Raw genomic sequence first — 19,573 nt, 5'->3', positions numbered from 1 at the left:
GTCACCTCCCGCCGGTGCTCTGGAGAGCACCGGTCATCGACGGCAGAGCGTCCGGTTCGAACATCGCCCGGCGTTGCCCCAGGAAGTCGTGCGGGTATCCGGCCGAGATCGCCGAGGCCTCCTCCAGCCGCGCCAGCTGGTCGTCGCTCAACTGCAGGGACAGTGCTCCGAGATTGTCGCGGAGCTGTTGGGCCGTGCGGGCACCGACCGACAGCAGCAGCCCCTGTCGACGCACCCAGGCGAGAGCCACCCGGGCGCTGGACGTGCCGAGTTCGTCGGCGATCTCCCGGGTCACCTTCACGATGCGTTGCATCCGGAGGGTGAGAGCGGCCAGGGATTCGTCCGTGTGGTCGCGGGCCAGTGCACCCCGCGCGAGCGGACTCCACGCATACACCGGGAGTCCGAGATGCTCTGCCATCGGCAGCAGTTCGCGTTCGGGTGTACGGGCCAGGAGGGAGTACTCGACCTGCAGGGCACAGAACGACGTCCAGCCACGCAGCTCGGCGATGGCGTTCGACCGGGAGATCACCCACGCCGGGGTGTTGGAGATCCCGATCGACAGCACCGTGCCCGCCCGTACGAGATCGTCGAGCGCACGCAGAGTTTCGGCTTCCGGTGTGCAGCGATCCCACGCGTGGACCCAGAGCACGTCGAGATAGTCGGTGCCGAGTCGTCGCAGGCTCGTCTCCACACTCCGGCGCAGACTCTTCCGGTTGCTGCCGCCGGAGTTGGCGTCGCGGGGGTCGGTGGGGAGCGTGTACTTGGTGCTCACCACCACCGCGTCACGTTCGGAGGCGATGAACCGGCCGAGCATCTCCTCGCTCGCCCCGTTCGTGTAGTTGTTCGCGGTGTCGACGAAGTTGCCTCCGGCCGCGCGGTATTCGTCGTAGACCGCGCGGGACTCGGTCTCGTCGGCGCCGAAGCCCCATTCGGTGCCGAAGGTCATCGCACCGAGGCACAGTTCGCTCACGCGGATACCGGACGAACCGAGCACGCACTGCGCCATGATTCCGTCAGGCATCGTCGTCCACCACCCAGTTGACGAAGCGGTGCAGCGGGTACATGCCGTCGTGCGGGCTGCCCATGCTGCCCTTCAGCGCGCTGCCCAGGCGGACGATGCGCTGCACCCCGGCGGTGGCGAGCCGGTCGCGGATCTCGGCCTTGCGGTGGAACGGGTAGACACCGACTGTCTGGGTGGCCACGGTGGCGTAGGAGGCGGCCTCGTCGAGCGTCGAGATCGGCAGGACGTTGACGGTCTTGTTGGTCGGGTGGAAGTCCACCATCTCCGGCGAGCGCACCACGAGGCCGCTGCCGTCGGGCTTGCCCCACACCTTGTAATCCGGTTCGAGGAAGCGCATTCCCTCGACGGCGTCGCGGATCTCGGCGTCGGGCTTCGGTCCGACGGCCTCCGCGAAGTCGCGGTCCACGCCGAGTCGTTCGTGCAGCAGGGCACAGAACCGGTCGATCTGGTCGTCGTCGCCCTCGACGCAGATGTGCCGCGCCGCCAGGCACGCGTCCTGGTTGAAAATCGTCGCATCGAGGGCCGCCAGTTCGGCGACCTCGCGCAGGGTCTCCTCGGATTCGAAGGCCTCGCGGCCGACGATCGACATCGACACCTTGGGATCGAAGGAGATCAGCTGGAAACCCGGTCCGGCATAGCGCGCGGCGTTCTCGATGGCCGAGCCACCACCCCACGCGACGAGCTTGTCGAAGTACTGGGAGCGGTAGAGGATGTTCTCGACCTTCTCGTCACCACCGCGCCAGTACACGGCGGACATCGACCGCAATACCGGATGGCGGGGGGCGATGTCGGCCATGGTCCGCAGCACCGCGACGGTGGTGAACGGGTCGGCCGAGGGCATCTTGAACAGGTTGACGCCCTTGGTGAGTGCGGCGTCGGCGATGGTCGTCATCGCGGCGCTCGGCGAGTTCCCGGCCATCATGTGGACCAGGCGCGGCGGGAAGGCGCGGACGCGGCTGACGTTGCCGTTCGGGTCGGTGCGCTCGGCCCAGCCGTCGAGCACGTCGAGGCCGCCGAAGGTGCGTTCGAGCCGGTATTCGAGGGCCTGCCGGGTGAGGAACTGACCGGGCCGCGCGAAGGTGTTCTCGATGATGCGGCGCGGCAGGGCGCTCACCTGGACGGTCATCTCGAGGGATTCCTGGAGGTATTCGTTCTTCTCCAGGGTCAGGTACTGCGCGGTCTCGACGAGGAAGTCGATGATCTCGGAGATCGGCACGTCGAATGCCGGCCCGACCTCCGAGCGCGGCGCGAACAGACCGTTGTATTCGAGTTTCGGGGTGACGAAGGGGACGCCGAAGTCGCGGGAGAGGTATTCGCTGTCCTCACCCCAGACGATCTCGCCGCGGACGAAGTGCGGGACCTTGATGCGGGTACGGGCCGGTGCGGTAGTGGTCATGGATCACTCTCCCGAGAGTCCGCGGACGTAGGCGTCCATCGTTCCGGCACAGGTGATCTTGTCGTCGTCACCGAGGTCGGAGTAGCGGACGATGTTCGGCAGCACGGTCTCGCCGGGCCGGCCGCACGGGCACGTTTCGAGGTCGACGGTGATCCGGTCGCCGGAGATCGTTCCGCCCCACCGGCCGTCGACGGTGGTGTCGACGAAGGCCGCGCGTCCTTCGACGATGGTGCCCTCCCGTTCGGCGAGGGCGCTTCCGTCCTTGGTGAGGACGAACAGCACGATCTCGTCCGGCACGTGGTAGCGGCCCTCCTCGGGGCACTTGAACATGCGGTTGTTGAGTTCCTGCATCGAGTAGTAGTGCAGGAAGCGCTCCGGCACGATGTTGAGGAGCCGGTAGATCTGTTCCTGGTAGTCGGCGGGAAGGTTCGTGCCCTTCAGTCCGCCGCCGCTGGTGAGTGCGTTGTTGCCGGTGATGTCGCCGTCGCCGATGCCCTTCTCCCGCAGGATCTCGCAGAGCCGGAACAGTTGCGGGAACTGGGAACTGAAGAGGATGTCCTCGGACTTGTGCGCGATGATCCGGTCGGCGAAGTGGTGCAGTCGCCGATCCTGCTGGGCGGCGCGCTCGGCGGATTCGGCCTCGAAGCGTGCGATGTCGTCGGGGGCGGCGGTGCCGTCGGCCATCGCACGGCGCATGGCCGACAACGTGGCCATGTAACGGTGGAAGCCCTCGGCGGGCGCCCCCTCGAAAAGCGGAAGGGCGTCCGGGCGGGAGAACTCGCGGATGATCAGGTCGCGGACACCGTTGTGCTGGGTCTGGCCGGTCTCGGGACCGACCGGGATGACGTGCCAGCGCTTCTCCGGCGGCAGTCCGAGCGCGGTGAAGCAGTCGAGCAGGTTCTGCTTGTTGACCTCGAGATCACGCTGGGACTTGTTGAGGAAGGAGCCCTTGCCGCTGGTCCCGCTCGAACTCGACACCATGTGGCCGGCCTTCTCGAGGGCGGCGATCCAGTCGTCGACGTCGGTGACCCCGGAGACGTCGACGTCGTCGACCGGGCGGCTCGACAGGGAACCGAGCCAGCGGTTCATCTGCTCCCACCGGCCCTTGGCGATGAGCGTCTCGGGATAGCTCTTGTAGGTGGTGTGGGGAAAGAGCAGAGGGATCATGTCCTCGCGGGAGCGGATCTCCTCGATGCCCTGGTCGGCGGCGCGCTGTGCGAGCACGGGGACCCGGTCGCGTCGTTGCTGGAAGTACGCGTTCAGCGTCGCGACGACGTCTTTCTGCAGGGTTGTTTCTGTCATCTGGTGCCCTCCGGCCCTCTGGGTGCGGAACGTCGATAACTTGACTGGGAGGTATAGATAAAGAATTGCTGCAACCATACCCATGGGAAAAGTTTTGTGTCCAGACCCGGAACGATTTGGCACACTTCCCTCATGACCCCGACCCACAGCGAGCAGGACACACGACGCCGTGGTGGACGCCCCACCAGGGAGGAAGCGAGCCGGCTCGACGACGCGGTACGCGAGTCCGCCCTCCGGCTGTTCCTCGAGAACGGCTACGAAGGCACGACGATGAACGCCATCGCCGCGGCGGCCGGCACCACGAAACCGTCGCTGTACGCGCGTTTCCCGACCAAGGAGGACGTCTTCCGGTACGTCCTCGGCTGGGCCATGCAGCGCACCGACTGGCCCGCACCCGAACCGGAGATCCCCGACTACGACGATCTCGGGGACTCGCTGACCGCCATCGCGGAGGCCGCGGTCCGGCGCGCCCTGGACCCGTCGATGATCAAGCTGCAGCAGGTCGCCATCGCGTACGCCTCGCGCTATCCGGACATCGCCCGAAAGGCTCTCGGCCCCGGTTACTGGCCCCGCAGGAAACAGGTCGCGGATCTGCTCCGCCGGCACGCGGCGACGGGGAGCATCGTCGCCGACGACCCCGACACGCTCGCAGAACTGTTCCTGGCCATGGCATCCGGCGGTCCTGCACGCCTGGCCTCATTCGGGATCGTGCGCGGGACGGAGGACGTCGACGCCCACGTGCGGGCCGTCGTGGACCTGTTCCTGCGCGGTCTACGTCCGGACTGACGCGCGTCCGGCTTCCGAGGTGATCGAGGCGACCACACCGCCGTCGACGAGCACGTCGGTGCCGTTGACGAAACTCGCCTCGTCGGACAACAGGAAGGCGACGACGGCGGCGAGTTCCTCGGCACGGCCCGTACGGCCGAGCGGCGTCGCCCGTACCATCTCGCCCATCGACTCGTTGTGGTCCGCCTCCTGCCGGCCCTGAGGAGTATCGATGATGCCCGGCGACACGGAGCATGCGCGGGCACCGACCGCCCCGAGCCGCACGGCTTCGTCGCGTGCGAACTGCTGCACACCGTATTTCGCCCACGCATAGGCGACGCCGGGATGTTCGATCGCCTCCCCCACGACCTCCCGGAGACGGTCGAGGAAGTCCTCGGCGAGCGGATCCGCGAGCACGGCGATCTCTTCCGGCGACGGCTGCATCCGCCCGATGTTCGGTGCCATCGAGGCGAAGTAGACCGACGCGGTGCCCGCGGTCGCGAGTGGACGGAGCGCCCGGGCGAGCCGTGCGGTCCCGACCAGGTCGACGGCGAAGATCCGTCGCCAATCGGCCATCGTCGGCGAGATGCCCGCCGCATGTGCGACCGATCGCAGGGCCCCGAGTTCCGTCACGCGCGCAGCCAGTCGTTCGAGTCCGTCGACGTCGGTGACGTCGAGGACGAACGGTTCGACCCGTGTCCGATCACCGTTCAATTCGTCGGCGGTGGCGCGGACGGTGTCGGCGTCCAGGTCGACGAGCAGCACGGTGTCGACCGTGCCGATCATGCGTTGCGCGCACGCGTATCCCATTCCGCGACCGGCTCCGGTCGCGATCCCCACGGTGGTCATGACATGCAGTCCTTTCGGATCATCAGGATGCCGCCCAGCACCGTGACAGTCCGGATTCGGCGGTGCGGGTGACGAGTTCGACGAGTACGCCCCGTCGGCTGCGGGCGAATGCGAAGAACATACCGCCGTCCGGCAGCGCGCGGGTGGCCTCGACGACGAATCCTTCCTTCTCGAGAAGACGGCAGTCCGACTCGACGTCGTCCGACCAGTAGCCGAGGTGGTGGATACCGGAGGTCGCGGCCCACAGGGGTGCGTCGGGCACCGCCGAGACGATCTCGATCCGCGGTTCGGTGACCGAATAGGAGCACTGCAGATCGACGCTCCGGCCGCCGTCCGGCAGCGTCACGTCGACGGCTCCGCCCACCTGCGGTCCCCACCGGTAGCCGAGCAGCACCGAGAGTTCGTCCCGGGCGGCGCGCGGGTCGTCGGTGACGATCCCGAGGTGGAAGAGGTCTTCGGCCTTCATGTCTGCGCCTTTCGGATGTAGATGTTCCAATTGCTCTTCGGTCGTGTAAGAATGGTATTCTTGGTATCGAGATAGATATTCTCACCGATGGAAGGGAGGCGCAATGGCCTGGGACTTCGAAACCGAGCCCGAGTACCAGAAGAAGCTGGACTGGGCCGATGCGTTCGTGCGCGAGGAGGTCGAGCCTCTCGACCTCGTGTGGGAACACGAACAGTTCGTCCCTCTCGACGGACTCCGCCGCAAGGCCATCGACCCTCTCAAGGAGAAGGTTCGCGCAGAAGGTCTGTGGGCCACCCATCTCGGCCCCGAACTCGGTGGTCAGGGATACGGACAGCTGAAGCTCGCACTGCTCAACGAGATCCTCGGGCGCTCGTCGTGGGCACCGATCGTGTTCGGTTGCCAGGCACCCGATACCGGCAACGCCGAGATCATCGCCCATTTCGGCACCCCCGAGCAGAAGGAGCGCTACCTGCAGCCGCTGCTCGACGGCGAGGTGTTCTCCTCGTACTCGATGACCGAACCGCAGGGCGGTGCCGATCCCGCCCAGTTCCGGTGCCGCGCGGTCAAGGACGGCGCCCATTGGGTCATCGACGGGTGGAAGTTCTTCTCCTCCAACGCGCGCACCGCCGAATTCCTCATCGTCATGGTGGTGACGGATCCCGACGTCCCCGTGTACAAGGGCACGTCGATGTTCCTCGTCCCCACCGACACACCGGGCGTGAACATCGTGCGCAACGTCGGCCTCTACGGCGAACCGCTGAACGAGGGCACCCACGCGCTGATTCACTACGACAACGTGCGTGTGCCCGCCGACGCGCTCCTCGGCGAGGAAGGCCAGGCATTCGCCGCCGCGCAGGTGCGACTCGGTGGCGGTCGCATCCACCACGCGATGCGCACCATCGGCCTGGCCCAGAAGGCCCTGGACATGATGTGCGAACGCGCCCTCAGCCGCGAGACGGCCGGCAGCCGCCTCTCCGACAAGCAGGCTGTGCAGGGCTACATCGCCGACTCCTACGCGCAACTCGCACAGTTCCGTCTGTTCGTGCTCAGCACCGCGTGGAAGATCGACAAGTACAACGACTACAAGAAGGTCCGCAAGGACATAGCGACAGCGAAGATCATCATGCCCACCGTGCTCCACGACATCGCGTGGCGCGCCATGCAGGTGCACGGTGCACTGGGCGTCACCAACGAGATGCCGTTCTTCAAGATGATCCACGGCGCAGCGGTGATGGGCCTGGCCGACGGGCCGACCGAAGTGCACAAGACCACCGTCGCCAAGCAGGTCCTCCGCGACTACAGCCCGGTCGACGACATGTGGCCCTCGGAGTGGATCCCGAAGAAGCAGGAAGAAGCCCGGAAGAAGTACGCCGACTACATCGAACTCGAAGTGGGGAATCTGTGATCGACACCGAGCGTCTCGCCGAATGGATGGACGAGCAGGGCCTGCCCGGCAAGGGCGCGCCGCTCGACGCGAAGTATCTCTCCGGCGGTACACAGAACGAGATCTACAAGCTCACGCGCGACGACTTCACGTGCGTCATCCGCATCCCTCCGACCGGCGCGCCGGTCGACCGCGACAGCGGGATCATGCGCGAGTGGCGGATCATCCAGGGACTGGCCGGAACCGACGTCCCGCACACGAAAGCCGTAGCCGCATGTGAGGACACGTCCGTTCTCGGCCGCTCCTTCTACCTCATGGGTCACGTCGACGGATGGTCGCCGATGGATCACCGCGGCACCTGGCCCGCGCCGTTCGACACCGATCTCGACGCTCGCGCCGGCCTGGCCTACCAGCTCGCCGAGGGCATCGCCCTCTTGTCGAAGGTGGACTGGAAGGCACAGGGCCTGGAGGATCTGGGACGTCCCGACGGTTTCCACGACCGGCAGGTGAGCCGATGGACCCGCTTCTTCGAGCGGATCAAGGCCCGCGAGATCGAGGGCATGGACGTCGCGACGAAGTGGCTCGAGACCCATCGTCCGCTCGACTACATCCCCGGTCTGATGCACGGCGACTACCAGTTCGCCAACGTGATGTTCGAGCACGGCGCCCCCGCGAAGCTCGCGGCGCTCGTCGACTGGGAGATGGGTACCGTCGGCGATCCGAAGCTCGACCTCGGCTGGATGCTCATGAACTGGCCCGAGGATACGAGCGCGAACGAGGACAGCGCGGTCAGCTACGTCGACCTGACCGGGATGCCCGGTCGCGCGCAGATGCTCGCGCACTACGCCGAGGTCTCCGGCCGCCAGGTCGACGACATCGACTACTACCTGATCCTCGCCAAGTGGAAGCTCGCCATCGTCCTCGAACAGGGCTTCCAGCGGGCCGGGGACGATCCCAAGCTGCAGTCCTACGGACCGGTCATCACCAGTCTCATGAAGTCGGCCGCCGATCTCGCCGAGTCGACGGATTACAAGGGCTGAAGGGGTCTGCGATGACGACTGTCGTGGAAGGGCTGGTGGAGGAACGGCACGGACCGGTGCTCGTCCTCCGCATCGATCGGCCCGAGGCGCGTAATGCCCTCAACGGAGCCGTACTCCGCGGAATCGGCGCTGCGGCCCTTCGGGCAGAGGCGGATCCGGAGATCCGGGCAATCGTGCTCACCGGCACGGGGGACCGGGCATTCTGTGCGGGCATGGACCTGCGGGCGTTCGCGGAAGGCGAGGACATCGGCACCGACTCCGAGGAAGCCGCCGGATACGCCCGGCTGTCCAAGGGCGAACTCACCGTCCCTGTCGTCGGCGCCGCCAATGGCAGCGCTGTGGGCGGCGGGCTCGAACTCCTCCTCGGCGCCGACATCATCGTGGCGTCCTCCGAGGCGAAGTTCGGCCTGCCCGAGGTGAAGCGGGGTCTCTTCCCCGCCGGCGGCGGCACCGCCATCGGCACCCGCATCCCCGTCGGGGCGGCACTCGAGCTGACCCTGACGGGGGATCCGATCACGGCACAGCGCGGCTACGAACTCGGACTGATCAATGCCGTGGTGGCGCCCGATCAGGTCCTGGACACCGCACTCGACTACGCCCGGCGGATCGCGGCGAACGCCCCACTCGGCCTGTCCGCGGTGAAGGAACTCGTCCGGCTCGCGCAGGCCGATCCCGAGCGTGCCGGCGAGCGACTCTCCCACTGGCAGTCGGTCGTCTTCACCAGCAACGACGCGAAGGAAGGCGCCACCGCGTTCATCGAGAAGCGGGCGCCGGTCTGGCAGGGACAGTGACTGCCGCGGCCGCACCGACGAGCACCGTGCGCGCGGTCGTCTGCACCGAATACGGGGAACCCGAATCCCTTCGGATGGAGTCGCGGCCGTCGTCCCCGCTCGCCCCCGGTCACGTCCGGGTGCGTGTGGGAGCGGCCGCAGTGAACTTCCCCGACGTCCTCCTCGTGGCGAACAGGTACCAGATCAGCGTGCCTCCACCCTTCGTTCCGGGCAGCGAGTACGCGGGCACGGTCGTCGAGGTCGCGGACGATGCGGACGGATTCTCGGTGGGCGATCGTGTCACCGGCACCGGGCTGGTCGGAGCGTTCGCCGACGAGGTGGTTGCTCCCACGAAGGCCCTGAAGAAGATCCCGGACGGGATCGACGACCGGACCGCCGCATCCTTCGGAGTGGCGCACCGGACGGCCTATCACACGCTCCGGTCGGTGGCGCGCCTGAAACCCGGGGAACGACTGGTCGTCCTCGGGGCCGGAGGCGGTGTCGGCCTGGCGGCCGTGCAACTCGGTGTGGCGCTGGGCGCTTCGGTCACGGCCGTCGCCTCGTCGGCCGACAAACTCGCGGTCGCGTCGTCCTACGGCGCCGCGCACACGATCGATCACCGCACGAGCGACCTGCGTTCGGCCTTGAAGGACGCGTTGCCGGAGGGGGCCGACGTCGTCGTCGATCCGGTGGGTGGCGAACTCTCGGAGCCGGCGCTCCGGTCGCTGGTCCGCGGTGGACGTTTCGTCACCATCGGGTACGCGTCCGGTTCGATCCCGCGGATCCCTCTGAATCTCGTTCTGGTCAAGGGTATCCGGATCATGGGTTTCCAGTTCCAGGATCTCGATCCGGAGGAGTACCGGCGGAACGAGGCCGAACTCGTGGACCTGCTCGTCTCGGGCACGGCGGTTCCGCACATCGGCGCGGACTATCCGCTCGAGGACGCCGCGCGGGCGCTTCGTCACGTCGCCGACGGACGAGCGGTCGGGAAGGTCGTCATCGACATGTCCCGCTGATCGTCCTCGCGCGACGAACCGATCCTTGCGCGCCCTACACACCGAGCGAACCCCGGTTCGGCGCGCAAGGATCGACCGGCGCAGCAATTCTCTTCCGGCACTACGACTGCGGCCCGGCCTCCGAGCAAGGAGACCGGGCCGCAGTCGTCGTGGTGCTCAGGCCATGGAGACGAGGTTGCCGCGCATACGGAGCGTGTCGGCACCTCCGGTGAGGAACGATTCGGTGGCAGCGATCGCGGTCGCCGGTGCCGCGGCAGCGGCGAGGGCATGCGACTTGAAGACCTGGGCCGCGCGGCTCAGGCGGTGCTGCAGCGGCACGATGCGCGAGTCGAGTTCGGAGGGGACGTTCTCGCCCCACAGCGCAACCGTGGTGGGACTGTCCGACATCGCCTCGAGCACACCGTTGCGGATCCGCTCGTCGGACGCGTAGAGATCGGCGGCGACGGCGACCATGTCTGGCATGGGACCGTAGGGTGCAGAACTCAGAGCGGACTCGAGGTCGACCGCCTTGGTCGCGCCGAGGATCTCGAACGGACGCAGATCGGAACTCTGCGGAACGACGACCACCACTTCCCAGCCTGCCGCAACCTGGTCGTACAGCCAGCCACCGGTGTACCGGACGGCGTCGGCGACCTTGGGCGCGACGACGGCGACCCTTCGTCTCAGGATGTGGCGGCGGGCATGAGCTGTTGCTCGAGCGACTGTATGTAGTCCTCGAATATTGCGGTCAGTGGGAGCGAACGATCGAGCAGCCATGAGGTTTCCATTCCATTCAGGAAAGCGACGATCTCCACCGCTTTGACGGCTGGGTCCACATCCGTTCGATATCGCCCGGCGTGTTGTCCACGCCGGATGCCGGCTTCGACCGCGTCGAGAGCCGCCTGATACCGCCCGAGTAGGCGATCGTGCAGAGGGGCATCCGGTTCCAGGTTCTCGATGAGAAGCACCGCATACATTCCGACCAGTTCGGGCGACTCCTCGAAACGCTTCGGGAGTTTCCTGAGCTGTTCGACGAGATCCCCCGTCCGATCCACACGAGCGTCGTCGTCGTTGTCGCGGGCGTCGAGCACCGCGTGCAACAACTGGTCCTTCGACTCGAAGTGATGCAACAGCCCTGCCGGGGTCAATCCTGCTTCCCGGGCGATCTGGGCGAGGCTCGTGCTCCGCCACCCGTTCCGCGCCAGAAACCGCTGGGCAACGCTGAGAATCAGCTCCCTGCGATCCTCACCTCTGGCGAGGAGAGTGTCGTATGCACGCTGGGACAACAGCCCTCACTTCGTTGAAGAAGAACAACCTACTGAACGCACATTAGGTCATTTTCCCAAGTGTGACAAGGGTCTCATCAGATATATGTTTCGCGATGGATCACAGGAGTTCGACGACGGTCGCGTTGGCGGTCCCACCGCCCTCGCACATCGTCTGGAGACCGAAGCGGATGCCCTGATCACGCATGTGATGGATCATCCGGGTCATCAGCACCGCACCCGAACCGCCGAGCGGATGACCGAGCGCGATCGCCCCTCCGAGCGGATTCAGCTTCTCCGGATCCGCGCCCGTCTCGGCAAGCCACGCCAGCGGCACCGACGCGAATGCCTCGTTGACCTCGAAGACACCGACTTCTCCCAGTGCGATGCCGGCCTTCGCCAGGGCCTTCTCCGTCGCGGGGATGGGCCCGGTCAGCATGAGGACGGGATCGGCGCCGGCGACGACACCGGCCCGGTACCGGACCAGCGGAGTGAGCCCGAGCTCCCGGGCCTTCTCCGGCGTCGTCACGAGCAACGCCGCCGCACCATCGGAGATCTGCGACGAATTACCGGCGTGGATGACGCCGTCCTCGGCGAAGGCGGGCTTCAGACCGGCCAGCTTCTCGACGGTCGATCCCCGCCGCACCCCTTCGTCCACCGACACCACGCCCGCCTCGGTGGGCACCGGGACGATCTGTGCGTCGAACGCACCGCGGTCCAGCGCAGCGGCGGCACGCTCGTGCGAGAGCACCGAGAACTCGTCGAGACGGGTCCGGGAGAAACCCCACTTCTGAGCGATCTTCTCGGCAGAGATGCCCTGGTTGAACGAGAACCCGTCGTACCGGGCCAGCGCCTTCGGTCCGTACGGCTGACCCGACGCCCGCGCCGAACCCAGCGGCACACGGCTCATCACCTCGACACCACCGGCGACGACGACGTCCTGCTGACCGGACATCACCGCCTGCGCAGCGAAGTCGAGCGCCTGCTGGCTCGACCCGCACGCGCGGTTGATCGTCGTACCCGGGATCGATTCGGGCCAGCCGGCGGCGAGGACCGAGTACCGGCCGATGTTGCTCGACTGGTCTCCCACCTGCGAGACACAGCCCCACACGACGTCGTCGACGACCGCCGGATCGATACCCGCGCGCTCGGCGAGTGCCTGCAGGACGTGCGCCGACAGATCCGCCGGATGCTCGCCCGCCAGTCCCCCGTTGCGCTTGCCGACCGGCGTGCGGACGGCCTCGACGATGACTGCTTCACGCATGTACTTCTTCTCCACTCGTAGTCTGTGGTTCCGGAGTCTGTATTTCCGGGTTCAGTGCCCACCGGCCGGTAAAGCGGACCTCGCGCTTCTCGGCGAAGGCACGGAACGCCTCGGGGGCGTCGACGGTCCCGAAGTTGACCGCCTGGGCGCGCGCTTCACCGGCGAGAGAATCCCGCAGGCCGCGGTCGACGGCTTCGTTGAGCAATGCCTTGGTCTGGGCCAGGGCGACGGGCGGACCGGCCGACAGCCGAGCGCAGAGATCGTCGACGAACGCGTCGATGCCCCCCTCGGATTCGATCCAGGTCACCAGCCCCAGCCGGTGCGCCTCGTCGGCGTCGATGGCCTCGGCCAGCAACGCGAGTCGTTTCGCTTGCTGCAGACCGACGAGCCTCGGCAGCAACCACGTGCCGCCGAGATCGGGTGACAGTCCCCGCTTGGCGAAGATCTGCGAGAAGGTCGAGCGCGGTGTCGCGACCACCAGATCGCATCCGAGCGCCAGGTTCCAGCCGGCCCCGTAGGCGACACCGTCGACCTTCGCGACGGTGGGAACCGGAAGTTCGTGGAGCAGCAACGCGACGTCCGTCAGTTTGCGCAGCTTGCGCAAGGGATGTGCGACACCGGGATTGGCGATATCGGCGCCGGAACAGAACGCGCCGGCCGCGCCGGTGACGACGAGGACACGTACGCCCGGGTCGTCGGCGGTGTCGACGAGGACGTCGTGCAATGCCTGCCAGAGCGGACCGTCGATCGCGTTCTTGCGATGCGGCCGGTTCACCGTGAGGGTCCGGACCCCGTCGTGGTCGTCGACGAGAAGAGAATCGGTGCTCATTCGGCTGCCTCCGTGTCCGGTGCGCGGTATGCGGGACCGATCGCGCCGGTCTCGCGCAGCCGCGCGATCTCGGTGCGGGTGATCCCGAAATCCTGCAGCACCGCATCGGTGTGCTCACCGAGCCCCGGTACCGCACCCATGGGCAGTTCGAAGCCCGCGACGACCGGTGGGGGAAGCAGCGCCTCGATCGGTCCGTTGGGGGTTGCGACCTCCCGCCAGCGATCCCGGGCCTGCAGCTGGGGATGTGCGATCACGTCGCTGGGCAGGTTGTACCGGGAGTTGCCGATACCGGCCTCGTCGGCGATCTTCTGGATGTGTGCGAGGGGATGCCGGGCGCACCACTGCGCGATCGCCTCGTCGAGCACGGCGCGATGTTCGCAGCGACCGGCATTGGAGCGGAAACGCTCGTCGTCGGCCAGATCGTCGCGTTCGATGATCTCCCGTGCGAGTCGCTGCCATTCCCGGTCGTTGGTGGTGCCGAGGACGACGACCTGGTCGTCGGCGGTGCGGTACGACCCGTACGGTGAGACGGCGGGCGACGACATGCCCAGCGGTTGCTGGTTCACCCCGGAATAGCGCGTGTAGGTCAGCGGGTATCCCATGAGCTCGGTCATCGTGTCGAACAGGCTCACCGACACCTTCGACAGGCTGCCGCCGCGACCACGGTGCCGTTCCTTGCCGCACAGCAGGGCGAGGATCGACACGGCCGAGTACAGGCCGGTGGTGATGTCCGCGACGGGCGGCCCGGGTTTCGCCGGCATGCCGGGATGGCCGGTGACCGCGCACGCCCCCGATTCCGCCTGGATCAGAAGGTCGTAGGCGCGTTTGTGCGAGAGCGGACCACCGGGACCGTAACCGTCGATCTCGACCGAGATCAGTTCGGGATAGAGCTCCTCGAGCCGGTCGGGTGACAGTCCGAGCCGCGCGGTCGCGCCCGGCGCCAGATTCGACACCAGCACGTCGGAGCGGGCGAGGATCCGGTGCAGCACCGCGATCCCGTCGTCCGACTTCAGGTCGAGTGTCACCGATTCCTTGCCGCGGTTGGCCCATACGAAATGTGCTGCCATGCCACCGACGACGTCGTCGTAGTCGCGCGCGAAGTCACCACCGCGGGGGTTCTCGATCTTGATGACCCGCGCACCGAAATCGGCGAGCGTCCGCGTGCACATCGGTGCCGACACGGCCTGCTCGAGGGTGACGACGGTGACGCCCGCGAGCGGGCCGTCCGAGCCCACAGAATCTGTTGTCACCGTCTCGGTCATCACATCACCATGCCACCGTCGACCGGCAGCACCTGCCCGGTGACGAACGATGCCGCGTCGGTGGCCAGGAAGACGAACGCTCCGGCGACCTCCTCCGGGGATGCCCAGCGACGCAGCGGAATACGATTGAGCATGTTGGCGGCGAACTTCTCGTTGGTGCGGATCGTCTCCGTCATGGGAGTCGCGGCGAGCGGGGCCAGCGCGTTGACGAGGATGTTCTTGCGGGCCAGCTCGCGGGCGAGCGACTTGGTGATGCCGATGATCCCCGCTTTGGCCGCGGAGTAGTTCACCTGCCCGAGCGTGCCGGTGATGCCCGCCGAGGAGGTCACGTTGATGATGCGTCCCTTGCCGTCGGTGGCGAGGAAGGGCAGTGCCGCCTGCGAGCAGTTGAAGGCGCCGAGCACGTGGATGTCGTGGATGCGCTGGAACGAGTCGACGGTGGTGTCGGCGAACATCGCCGGGTCGGTGACACCGGCGTTGTTGACGAGGATGTGGAGCACGCCCTCGGTCAGACCGGCGGCACGCGCCATCGCGGCGTCGGCCGCCTCCCGGTCGCGGACGTCGAGCGCGGCGCTGTCGGCCTTACCACCGTTCACCGAGATCCGTTCGGCAACAGCGGCTGCGGCGTCACCGTTCACATCGGTGACGAGCACGGCCGCACCGGCGGCCGCGAGGGCTTCGGCGACGGCCGAGCCGATACCGCCGGCCGCGCCGGTCACCACGGCCGACCGCCCGGTGAGATCGAAGAGAGAATTGTTCACGGCCATCAGTAGCTCCTCGGCAGTCCCAGAGTGTGTGAGCTCAGGAAATTCAGGATCATCTCCTGGCTGATCGGTGCAATGCGCATGACGCGCGCTTCGCGGAAGTACCGCGAGACGTTGTACTCCTCCGAGTAGCCCATGCCGCCGTGCGTCTGCAGCGCACGGTCGGCAGCGGTGAATCCCGCATCGGCACAGAGGTATTTGGCGGTGTTGGCTTCCCGTCCGCACGGCTTGCCGTTGTCGTAGAGCCAGGTCGCCTTGCGCAGGACGAGTTCGGCGGCATCGAGGTGGGCGAGCGAATCGGCGAGGGGGAACTGGATTCCCTGGTTCATGCCGATCGGGCGGCCGAAGACTTCGCGTTCGTTGCCGTACCTGACCGCCTTGTCGAGCGCCACGCGACCGATGCCGAGGGCCTCGGCGGCGATGAGCATGCGCTCGGGGTTGAGGCCGTCGAGCAGATACTCGAAACCCTTCCCCTCCTCACCCACGCGGTCCTCCACCGGCACCCGCAGGTCGTCGATGAACAGCTCGTTCGACGTGACGGCGTTGCGCCCCATCTTGCGGATCGGGCGGATGTCGACGCGGCTGCGGTCGAGATCGGTGAGGAACAACGTCATGCCGTCGGTCTTCTTCTGCACCTCGTCGTACCGCTGGGTACGGGTCAGCAGCAGGATCTTCTCGGATTCCTGCGCCTTCGAGATCCACACCTTGCGGCCGTTGACGACGTAGTGGTCGCCGTCCCGCCGGGCGAAGGTGGTGATCCGCGAGGTGTCGAGGCCTGCTCCGGGCTCGGTGACACCGAAGCAGACGTGCAGGTCGCCGCTGACGATGCGCGGCAGGGTGCGGGCCTTGAGTTCGTCGGAACCGTGCTTGACGACCGGCTGCATGCCGAAGATGTTGAGGTGAATCGAGCTCGCGGCGTTCATGCCGCCGCCCGAACGCGCGACCTCCTCGAGCAACAGGGTGGCCTCGGTGATGCCGTATCCGTGCCCGCCGTACTCCTCGGGCATGGTGATACCGAGCCAACCACCGTCGGCCATGGCCTTGTAGAACTCCGAGGGGAACTCGTGGGCGAGGTCCTTCTCCATCCAGTACTGGTCGTCGAACCTCTTCGTCAGTTCGGCCACCGACTTGCGGATGAGCTCCTGATCCTCGCTGAGTTCGAAACTCATTCCGCTCATCGTCGGCACCGCCGGCCCTGCGGGCGGGGCTGCACGTCATCGAGGTTCATGGGGGGTCCCTTTCGTGTCGGTCAGTCGGAGGCGGGAAGCGGCTTCGCGGCCTTGAGAGTCATGGGGATACCGCCGTAGCCGAGTTCCCCGGGCCCCGAGGAGGTGCACAGCACCTCGACCGTGTCGTCCGCGTCGACGTAGCGCTTGCCGAGAACGGTGACGGCGTCGCCGGCCGACGGTTCGGGTCGGCCCGGCGGCGCCGGAATCATCGGGGCGCCACCGCATGTGAGTTCCTGTGCGTTCTCCGCAGGGGCGCGGACGACGACGACCCTCGTGGAGCCTTCGGCGGCGGCGAGCTGCACTCCTGGACGAAGTGGTGCGGGTGTGGTCACGGCGTACCTCTCTTTCGATCGCTCGACGGCGAGCGCGACCCCGGGTGGCTCGTGCGATGAAAACTATCCTCTCTTTTGAGGAGAATCAACCTTCGCGACGCGCCGCCCACAAGAGGAGGAGGCTCGTAGATCTCATGCATCCACCGGCAGCGTGGAGCGACAGCCGCTCCGCGCGCGAGCTTCCCACCAGCAGAAACGGGACATTTCTCGCGGAACGTTGACTATCCGGCGCGGACGTGGAAATCTATCGATCAGAAATGAGAATGCAATTCTCTCGAACAGGGAGGAGGTTGATGTGGCACTGCTATCCCCGCTGCCGGCGGAACTCTGGGACGAGGACGTCGACGCAGCACTGAAAGGTCTTATGCCCCGGCACATGAGGAATCCGGAGCAGGCCGGCACCGCGATGGCGACGCTCGTCCACCATCCGGAGTTGACCAAGGCCTTTCTCGGCTTCAGCGTGCATCTTCTGTTCCGATCCACACTCCCGGCCAGGCTGCGCGAACTCGTGATCCTGCGGGTCGCCGCACTGCACGACTGCTCGTACGAGCGGGAGCACCACATCGAGATCGCGCGCACCGAGGCCGGCCTCACGCCGGACGAGATCGCCGCGGCCGTCGACGGGTCGGCCGAGGATCCGTTCGAGCAGCGCCTGCTCGACTCCGTTCGGGAGTTGACCGAGACCTCGCGCATGTCCGAGGAGACCTGGACAGCGCTCTCGGAGCATCTCACCACCAAACAACTGATGGACCTCATCTTCACCGTGGGTGGCTACAGCCTGATGGCCATGGCCTACAACACCTTCGGTATCGAGTTCGAAGACGAAAGGTAGAACCTTGCCCCACTTCACCAAGCCGGCCGAGGGAAGCTGGACCGAGCACTATCCCGAACTCGGCACCGCACCCGTCGACTACACCGACTCCATCGATCCCGCCTTCTTCGAGGCGGAGCGCGAGGCGATCTTCAAGCGCACGTGGCTCTACATGGGTCGCGTCGAGCAGCTGCCGCGCGTCGGCAGCTACTTCACCAAGGAGATCCCGTCGGCCGGGCCCGGCACCTCGCTGGTCATCGTCAAGGGCAACGACGGCGTCATCCGCGCGTTCCACAACGTGTGCCGCCACCGCGGAAACAAGCTGGTGTGGAACGACTTCCCCAACGAGGAGACCGCCGGTAGCTGCAAGCAGTTCACCTGCAAGTACCACGCCTGGCGCTACAGCCTCGAGGGCGATCTGACCTTCGTGCAGCAGGAGGGCGAGTTCTTCGATCTCGACAAGAAGGACTTCGGACTCAAGGCGGTTCGCTGCGAGACGTGGGAAGGGTTCATCTACATCAACCTCGACGACGACGCAGCTCCGCTCGTCGACTACCTCGGCGACTTCGCCAAGGGTCTCGAAGGCTACCCCTTCGACAAGATGACCGAGGTCTACAGCTACCGCTCTGAGATCAACGCGAACTGGAAACTGTTCATCGACGCCTTCGCCGAGTTCTACCACGCACCGATCCTGCACATGAAGCAGGCGGTCAAGGACGAGGCCGAGAAGCTCGCCGGCTACGGCTACGAGGCGCTGCACTACGAGATCAAGTCGCCGCACTCGATGATCTCCTCGTGGGGCGGCATGGCCCCGCCCAAGGACCCGAACATGGTCAAGCCCATCGAGCGCGTCCTGCGTTCGGGTCTCTTCGGCCCGTGGGACGTTCCGGACATCGAGGGCCTGGCCGAGGATCAGCTGCCTCCGGCGGTCAACCCCACCAAGTTCCACAGCTGGGGCCAGGACAGCTTCGAGTTCTTCCCGAACATGACGCTGCTCATCTGGAAGCCGGGCTGGTACCTCACCTACACCTACTGGCCCACCGCCGTCGACAAGCACATCTTCGAGACGAGCCTGTACTTCGTCCCGCCGAAGAACGCTCGCGACCGCCTCGCGCAGGAACTCGCCGCGGTGACTTTCAAGGAGTACGCGCTCCAGGACGCGAACACCCTCGAAGCGACCCAGACCATGATCGGCACCCGCGCAGTGACCGATTTCCCACTCAACGACCAGGAAATCCTCCTGCGCCACCTCCACAAGACCGTCGCCGATTACGTCAAGGAGTACCAGAAGTGACGACTCTGCCCACCGAATTCGCCGACCTCGAACCGTATGCCGACTGGGCTCTGGCCACCGAGCCCGAGCGCTACGCCAAGCGGCTGGCGTCGAGCATGCCCGAGATGCAGCAGTTCTACGACGCCGCCTTCGGCCGACTCGAGGACGCCATCACCTACCTCGACAAGTTCGATCTGGACGACCTCGACGACGATGCCCGCGCGCTCATGCACCTGATGCAGTCGCTCGTGATGGTCTCGTTCCCCGTCGAGGTCTGGAAGCAGCCCCGCGTGCCGGACAGTGGCGCCGCCTGGGTCACCATCACCAAGGAACCGGTGGTGTGATGCCACCCGTCGGGACACTCCGGCGATGAGCACACCTCGCGCCCGTACCCGAACCCTCCGGGGTTCGAGTACGGGCGCGTTGTGGTTTCTTCGGTTCCACGCCGTCCGTATTTCAAGATCGAACACAGTTGGTCGATTGTCGTCACGTGATCGATCACAAGTCCGATATGCACGAAAGATCCCCTCGCGCCGGACTTTCCGACCCATGGTTG

At 66.5% G+C, this 19,573-nt stretch carries 21 protein-coding genes; 8 read left to right on the top strand and 13 right to left on the bottom strand.

Annotated elements, in window-relative coordinates:
• Position 1 precedes the first annotated feature (1 nt).
• The 3 genes from ACNJ7K_RS24545 to ACNJ7K_RS24535 are packed head-to-tail and all read right to left on the bottom strand — an operon-like array spanning position 2 to position 3,719.
• A complete protein-coding gene (locus tag ACNJ7K_RS24545) occupies positions 2-1,021 on the bottom strand; it encodes an aldo/keto reductase (RefSeq protein WP_230790488.1) in 1,020 nt (339 codons plus the stop codon).
• Positions 1,014-2,417 carry an acyl-CoA reductase gene (locus ACNJ7K_RS24540; RefSeq protein WP_487042341.1) on the bottom strand — a complete coding sequence of 468 codons (1,404 nt, stop codon included), beginning with the start codon at positions 2,415-2,417 and terminating at the stop codon, positions 1,014-1,016. Before ACNJ7K_RS24540 ends, ACNJ7K_RS24545 begins: the two co-directional genes overlap by 8 nt.
• A 3-nt stretch (positions 2,418-2,420) precedes the next feature.
• Entirely contained in the window at positions 2,421-3,719 is a 1,299-nt protein-coding gene (locus ACNJ7K_RS24535; RefSeq protein ID WP_487042340.1) for a hypothetical protein, read from the bottom strand.
• Positions 3,720-3,851: 132 nt separating this feature from the next.
• Here ACNJ7K_RS24535 and ACNJ7K_RS24530 point away from each other — a divergent pair, with 132 nt between their 5' ends.
• A complete protein-coding gene (locus ACNJ7K_RS24530; protein ID WP_487042339.1) occupies positions 3,852-4,505 on the top strand; it encodes a TetR/AcrR family transcriptional regulator in 654 nt (217 codons plus the stop codon).
• Here ACNJ7K_RS24530 and ACNJ7K_RS24525 read toward each other — a convergent pair.
• Positions 4,491-5,333 carry an SDR family oxidoreductase gene (locus ACNJ7K_RS24525; RefSeq protein WP_487042338.1) on the bottom strand — a complete coding sequence of 281 codons (843 nt, stop codon included), beginning with the start codon at positions 5,331-5,333 and terminating at the stop codon, positions 4,491-4,493. The genes ACNJ7K_RS24530 and ACNJ7K_RS24525 overlap by 15 nt on opposite strands.
• 22 nt (positions 5,334-5,355) lie before the next feature.
• The gene (locus ACNJ7K_RS24520; RefSeq protein ID WP_487042337.1) at positions 5,356-5,799 is read right to left on the bottom strand and encodes a VOC family protein; all 444 of its coding nucleotides are present in this window, start codon (positions 5,797-5,799) and stop codon (positions 5,356-5,358) included.
• Positions 5,800-5,902: 103 nt separating this feature from the next.
• Between ACNJ7K_RS24520 and ACNJ7K_RS24515 the strand changes: the two genes are divergently transcribed.
• From ACNJ7K_RS24515 to ACNJ7K_RS24500, 4 genes are read left to right on the top strand one after another with little or no spacing between them, the layout of a single operon-like run.
• Complete coding sequence (locus tag ACNJ7K_RS24515; protein WP_159417424.1) at positions 5,903-7,204, top strand: acyl-CoA dehydrogenase family protein; 1,302 nt, start codon at positions 5,903-5,905, stop codon at positions 7,202-7,204.
• Positions 7,201-8,223, top strand: a complete 1,023-nt coding sequence (locus ACNJ7K_RS24510) for a phosphotransferase family protein (protein WP_225623654.1) — start codon at positions 7,201-7,203, stop codon at positions 8,221-8,223. The genes ACNJ7K_RS24515 and ACNJ7K_RS24510 overlap by 4 nt, the downstream gene beginning before the upstream one ends.
• Before the next feature lie 11 nt (positions 8,224-8,234).
• Positions 8,235-9,014: an enoyl-CoA hydratase-related protein gene (locus tag ACNJ7K_RS24505; protein WP_016692294.1), complete on the top strand. Its 780-nt coding sequence runs from the start codon at positions 8,235-8,237 to the stop codon at positions 9,012-9,014.
• Between the two features lie 26 nt (positions 9,015-9,040).
• The gene (locus ACNJ7K_RS24500) at positions 9,041-10,009 is read left to right on the top strand and encodes an NADPH:quinone oxidoreductase family protein (RefSeq protein WP_487042569.1); all 969 of its coding nucleotides are present in this window, start codon (positions 9,041-9,043) and stop codon (positions 10,007-10,009) included.
• A 156-nt stretch (positions 10,010-10,165) separates the two neighbouring features.
• Here the strand turns inward: ACNJ7K_RS24500 and ACNJ7K_RS24495 are convergent, their stop codons facing one another.
• From ACNJ7K_RS24495 to ACNJ7K_RS24460, 8 genes are all read right to left on the bottom strand, one after another.
• Positions 10,166-10,765 carry a hypothetical protein gene (locus ACNJ7K_RS24495; protein WP_308256989.1) on the bottom strand — a complete coding sequence of 200 codons (600 nt, stop codon included), beginning with the start codon at positions 10,763-10,765 and terminating at the stop codon, positions 10,166-10,168.
• On the bottom strand, positions 10,672-11,277 hold the full coding sequence (locus ACNJ7K_RS24490; RefSeq protein ID WP_026061153.1) for a TetR/AcrR family transcriptional regulator: 606 nt from the start codon (positions 11,275-11,277) through the stop codon (positions 10,672-10,674). Before ACNJ7K_RS24490 ends, ACNJ7K_RS24495 begins: the two co-directional genes overlap by 94 nt.
• 97 nt (positions 11,278-11,374) lie before the next feature.
• On the bottom strand, positions 11,375-12,517 hold the full coding sequence (locus tag ACNJ7K_RS24485; RefSeq protein ID WP_277370403.1) for a thiolase family protein: 1,143 nt from the start codon (positions 12,515-12,517) through the stop codon (positions 11,375-11,377).
• Positions 12,510-13,346 carry an enoyl-CoA hydratase/isomerase family protein gene (locus ACNJ7K_RS24480; protein WP_159417422.1) on the bottom strand — a complete coding sequence of 279 codons (837 nt, stop codon included), beginning with the start codon at positions 13,344-13,346 and terminating at the stop codon, positions 12,510-12,512. Before ACNJ7K_RS24480 ends, ACNJ7K_RS24485 begins: the two co-directional genes overlap by 8 nt.
• Positions 13,343-14,608, bottom strand: a complete 1,266-nt coding sequence (locus ACNJ7K_RS24475; protein ID WP_159417421.1) for a CaiB/BaiF CoA transferase family protein — start codon at positions 14,606-14,608, stop codon at positions 13,343-13,345. Before ACNJ7K_RS24475 ends, ACNJ7K_RS24480 begins: the two co-directional genes overlap by 4 nt.
• Positions 14,608-15,375 (bottom strand): SDR family NAD(P)-dependent oxidoreductase, encoded by a 768-nt coding sequence (locus ACNJ7K_RS24470; protein WP_059384039.1) that lies wholly within the window; start codon positions 15,373-15,375, stop codon positions 14,608-14,610. The genes ACNJ7K_RS24475 and ACNJ7K_RS24470 overlap by 1 nt, the downstream gene beginning before the upstream one ends.
• On the bottom strand, positions 15,375-16,541 hold the full coding sequence (locus ACNJ7K_RS24465; RefSeq protein WP_085470198.1) for an acyl-CoA dehydrogenase family protein: 1,167 nt from the start codon (positions 16,539-16,541) through the stop codon (positions 15,375-15,377). Before ACNJ7K_RS24465 ends, ACNJ7K_RS24470 begins: the two co-directional genes overlap by 1 nt.
• Positions 16,542-16,621: 80 nt before the next feature.
• Positions 16,622-16,933: a hypothetical protein gene (locus tag ACNJ7K_RS24460; protein ID WP_059384038.1), complete on the bottom strand. Its 312-nt coding sequence runs from the start codon at positions 16,931-16,933 to the stop codon at positions 16,622-16,624.
• A gap of 295 nt (positions 16,934-17,228) precedes the next feature.
• Between ACNJ7K_RS24460 and ACNJ7K_RS24455 the strand changes: the two genes are divergently transcribed.
• From ACNJ7K_RS24455 to ACNJ7K_RS24445, 3 genes are read left to right on the top strand one after another with little or no spacing between them, the layout of a single operon-like run.
• Complete coding sequence (locus ACNJ7K_RS24455; protein ID WP_159417420.1) at positions 17,229-17,765, top strand: carboxymuconolactone decarboxylase family protein; 537 nt, start codon at positions 17,229-17,231, stop codon at positions 17,763-17,765.
• A 4-nt stretch (positions 17,766-17,769) separates the two neighbouring features.
• Complete coding sequence (locus ACNJ7K_RS24450) at positions 17,770-19,038, top strand: aromatic ring-hydroxylating oxygenase subunit alpha (protein WP_120280520.1); 1,269 nt, start codon at positions 17,770-17,772, stop codon at positions 19,036-19,038.
• Positions 19,035-19,361, top strand: coding sequence for a hypothetical protein (locus ACNJ7K_RS24445; RefSeq protein ID WP_059384037.1), 327 nt, complete (start codon positions 19,035-19,037; stop codon positions 19,359-19,361). The genes ACNJ7K_RS24450 and ACNJ7K_RS24445 overlap by 4 nt, the downstream gene beginning before the upstream one ends.
• Positions 19,362-19,573: the final 212 nt, after the last annotated feature.

Origin of the sequence: Rhodococcus shunpengi, from assembly GCF_048381395.1 — a bacterium.
Taxonomy (GTDB): Bacteria; Actinomycetota; Actinomycetes; order Mycobacteriales; family Mycobacteriaceae; genus Rhodococcus.
Note: the sequence above shows the minus strand (reverse complement) of the source record. Positions and strands in the feature narration are given on the sequence as shown.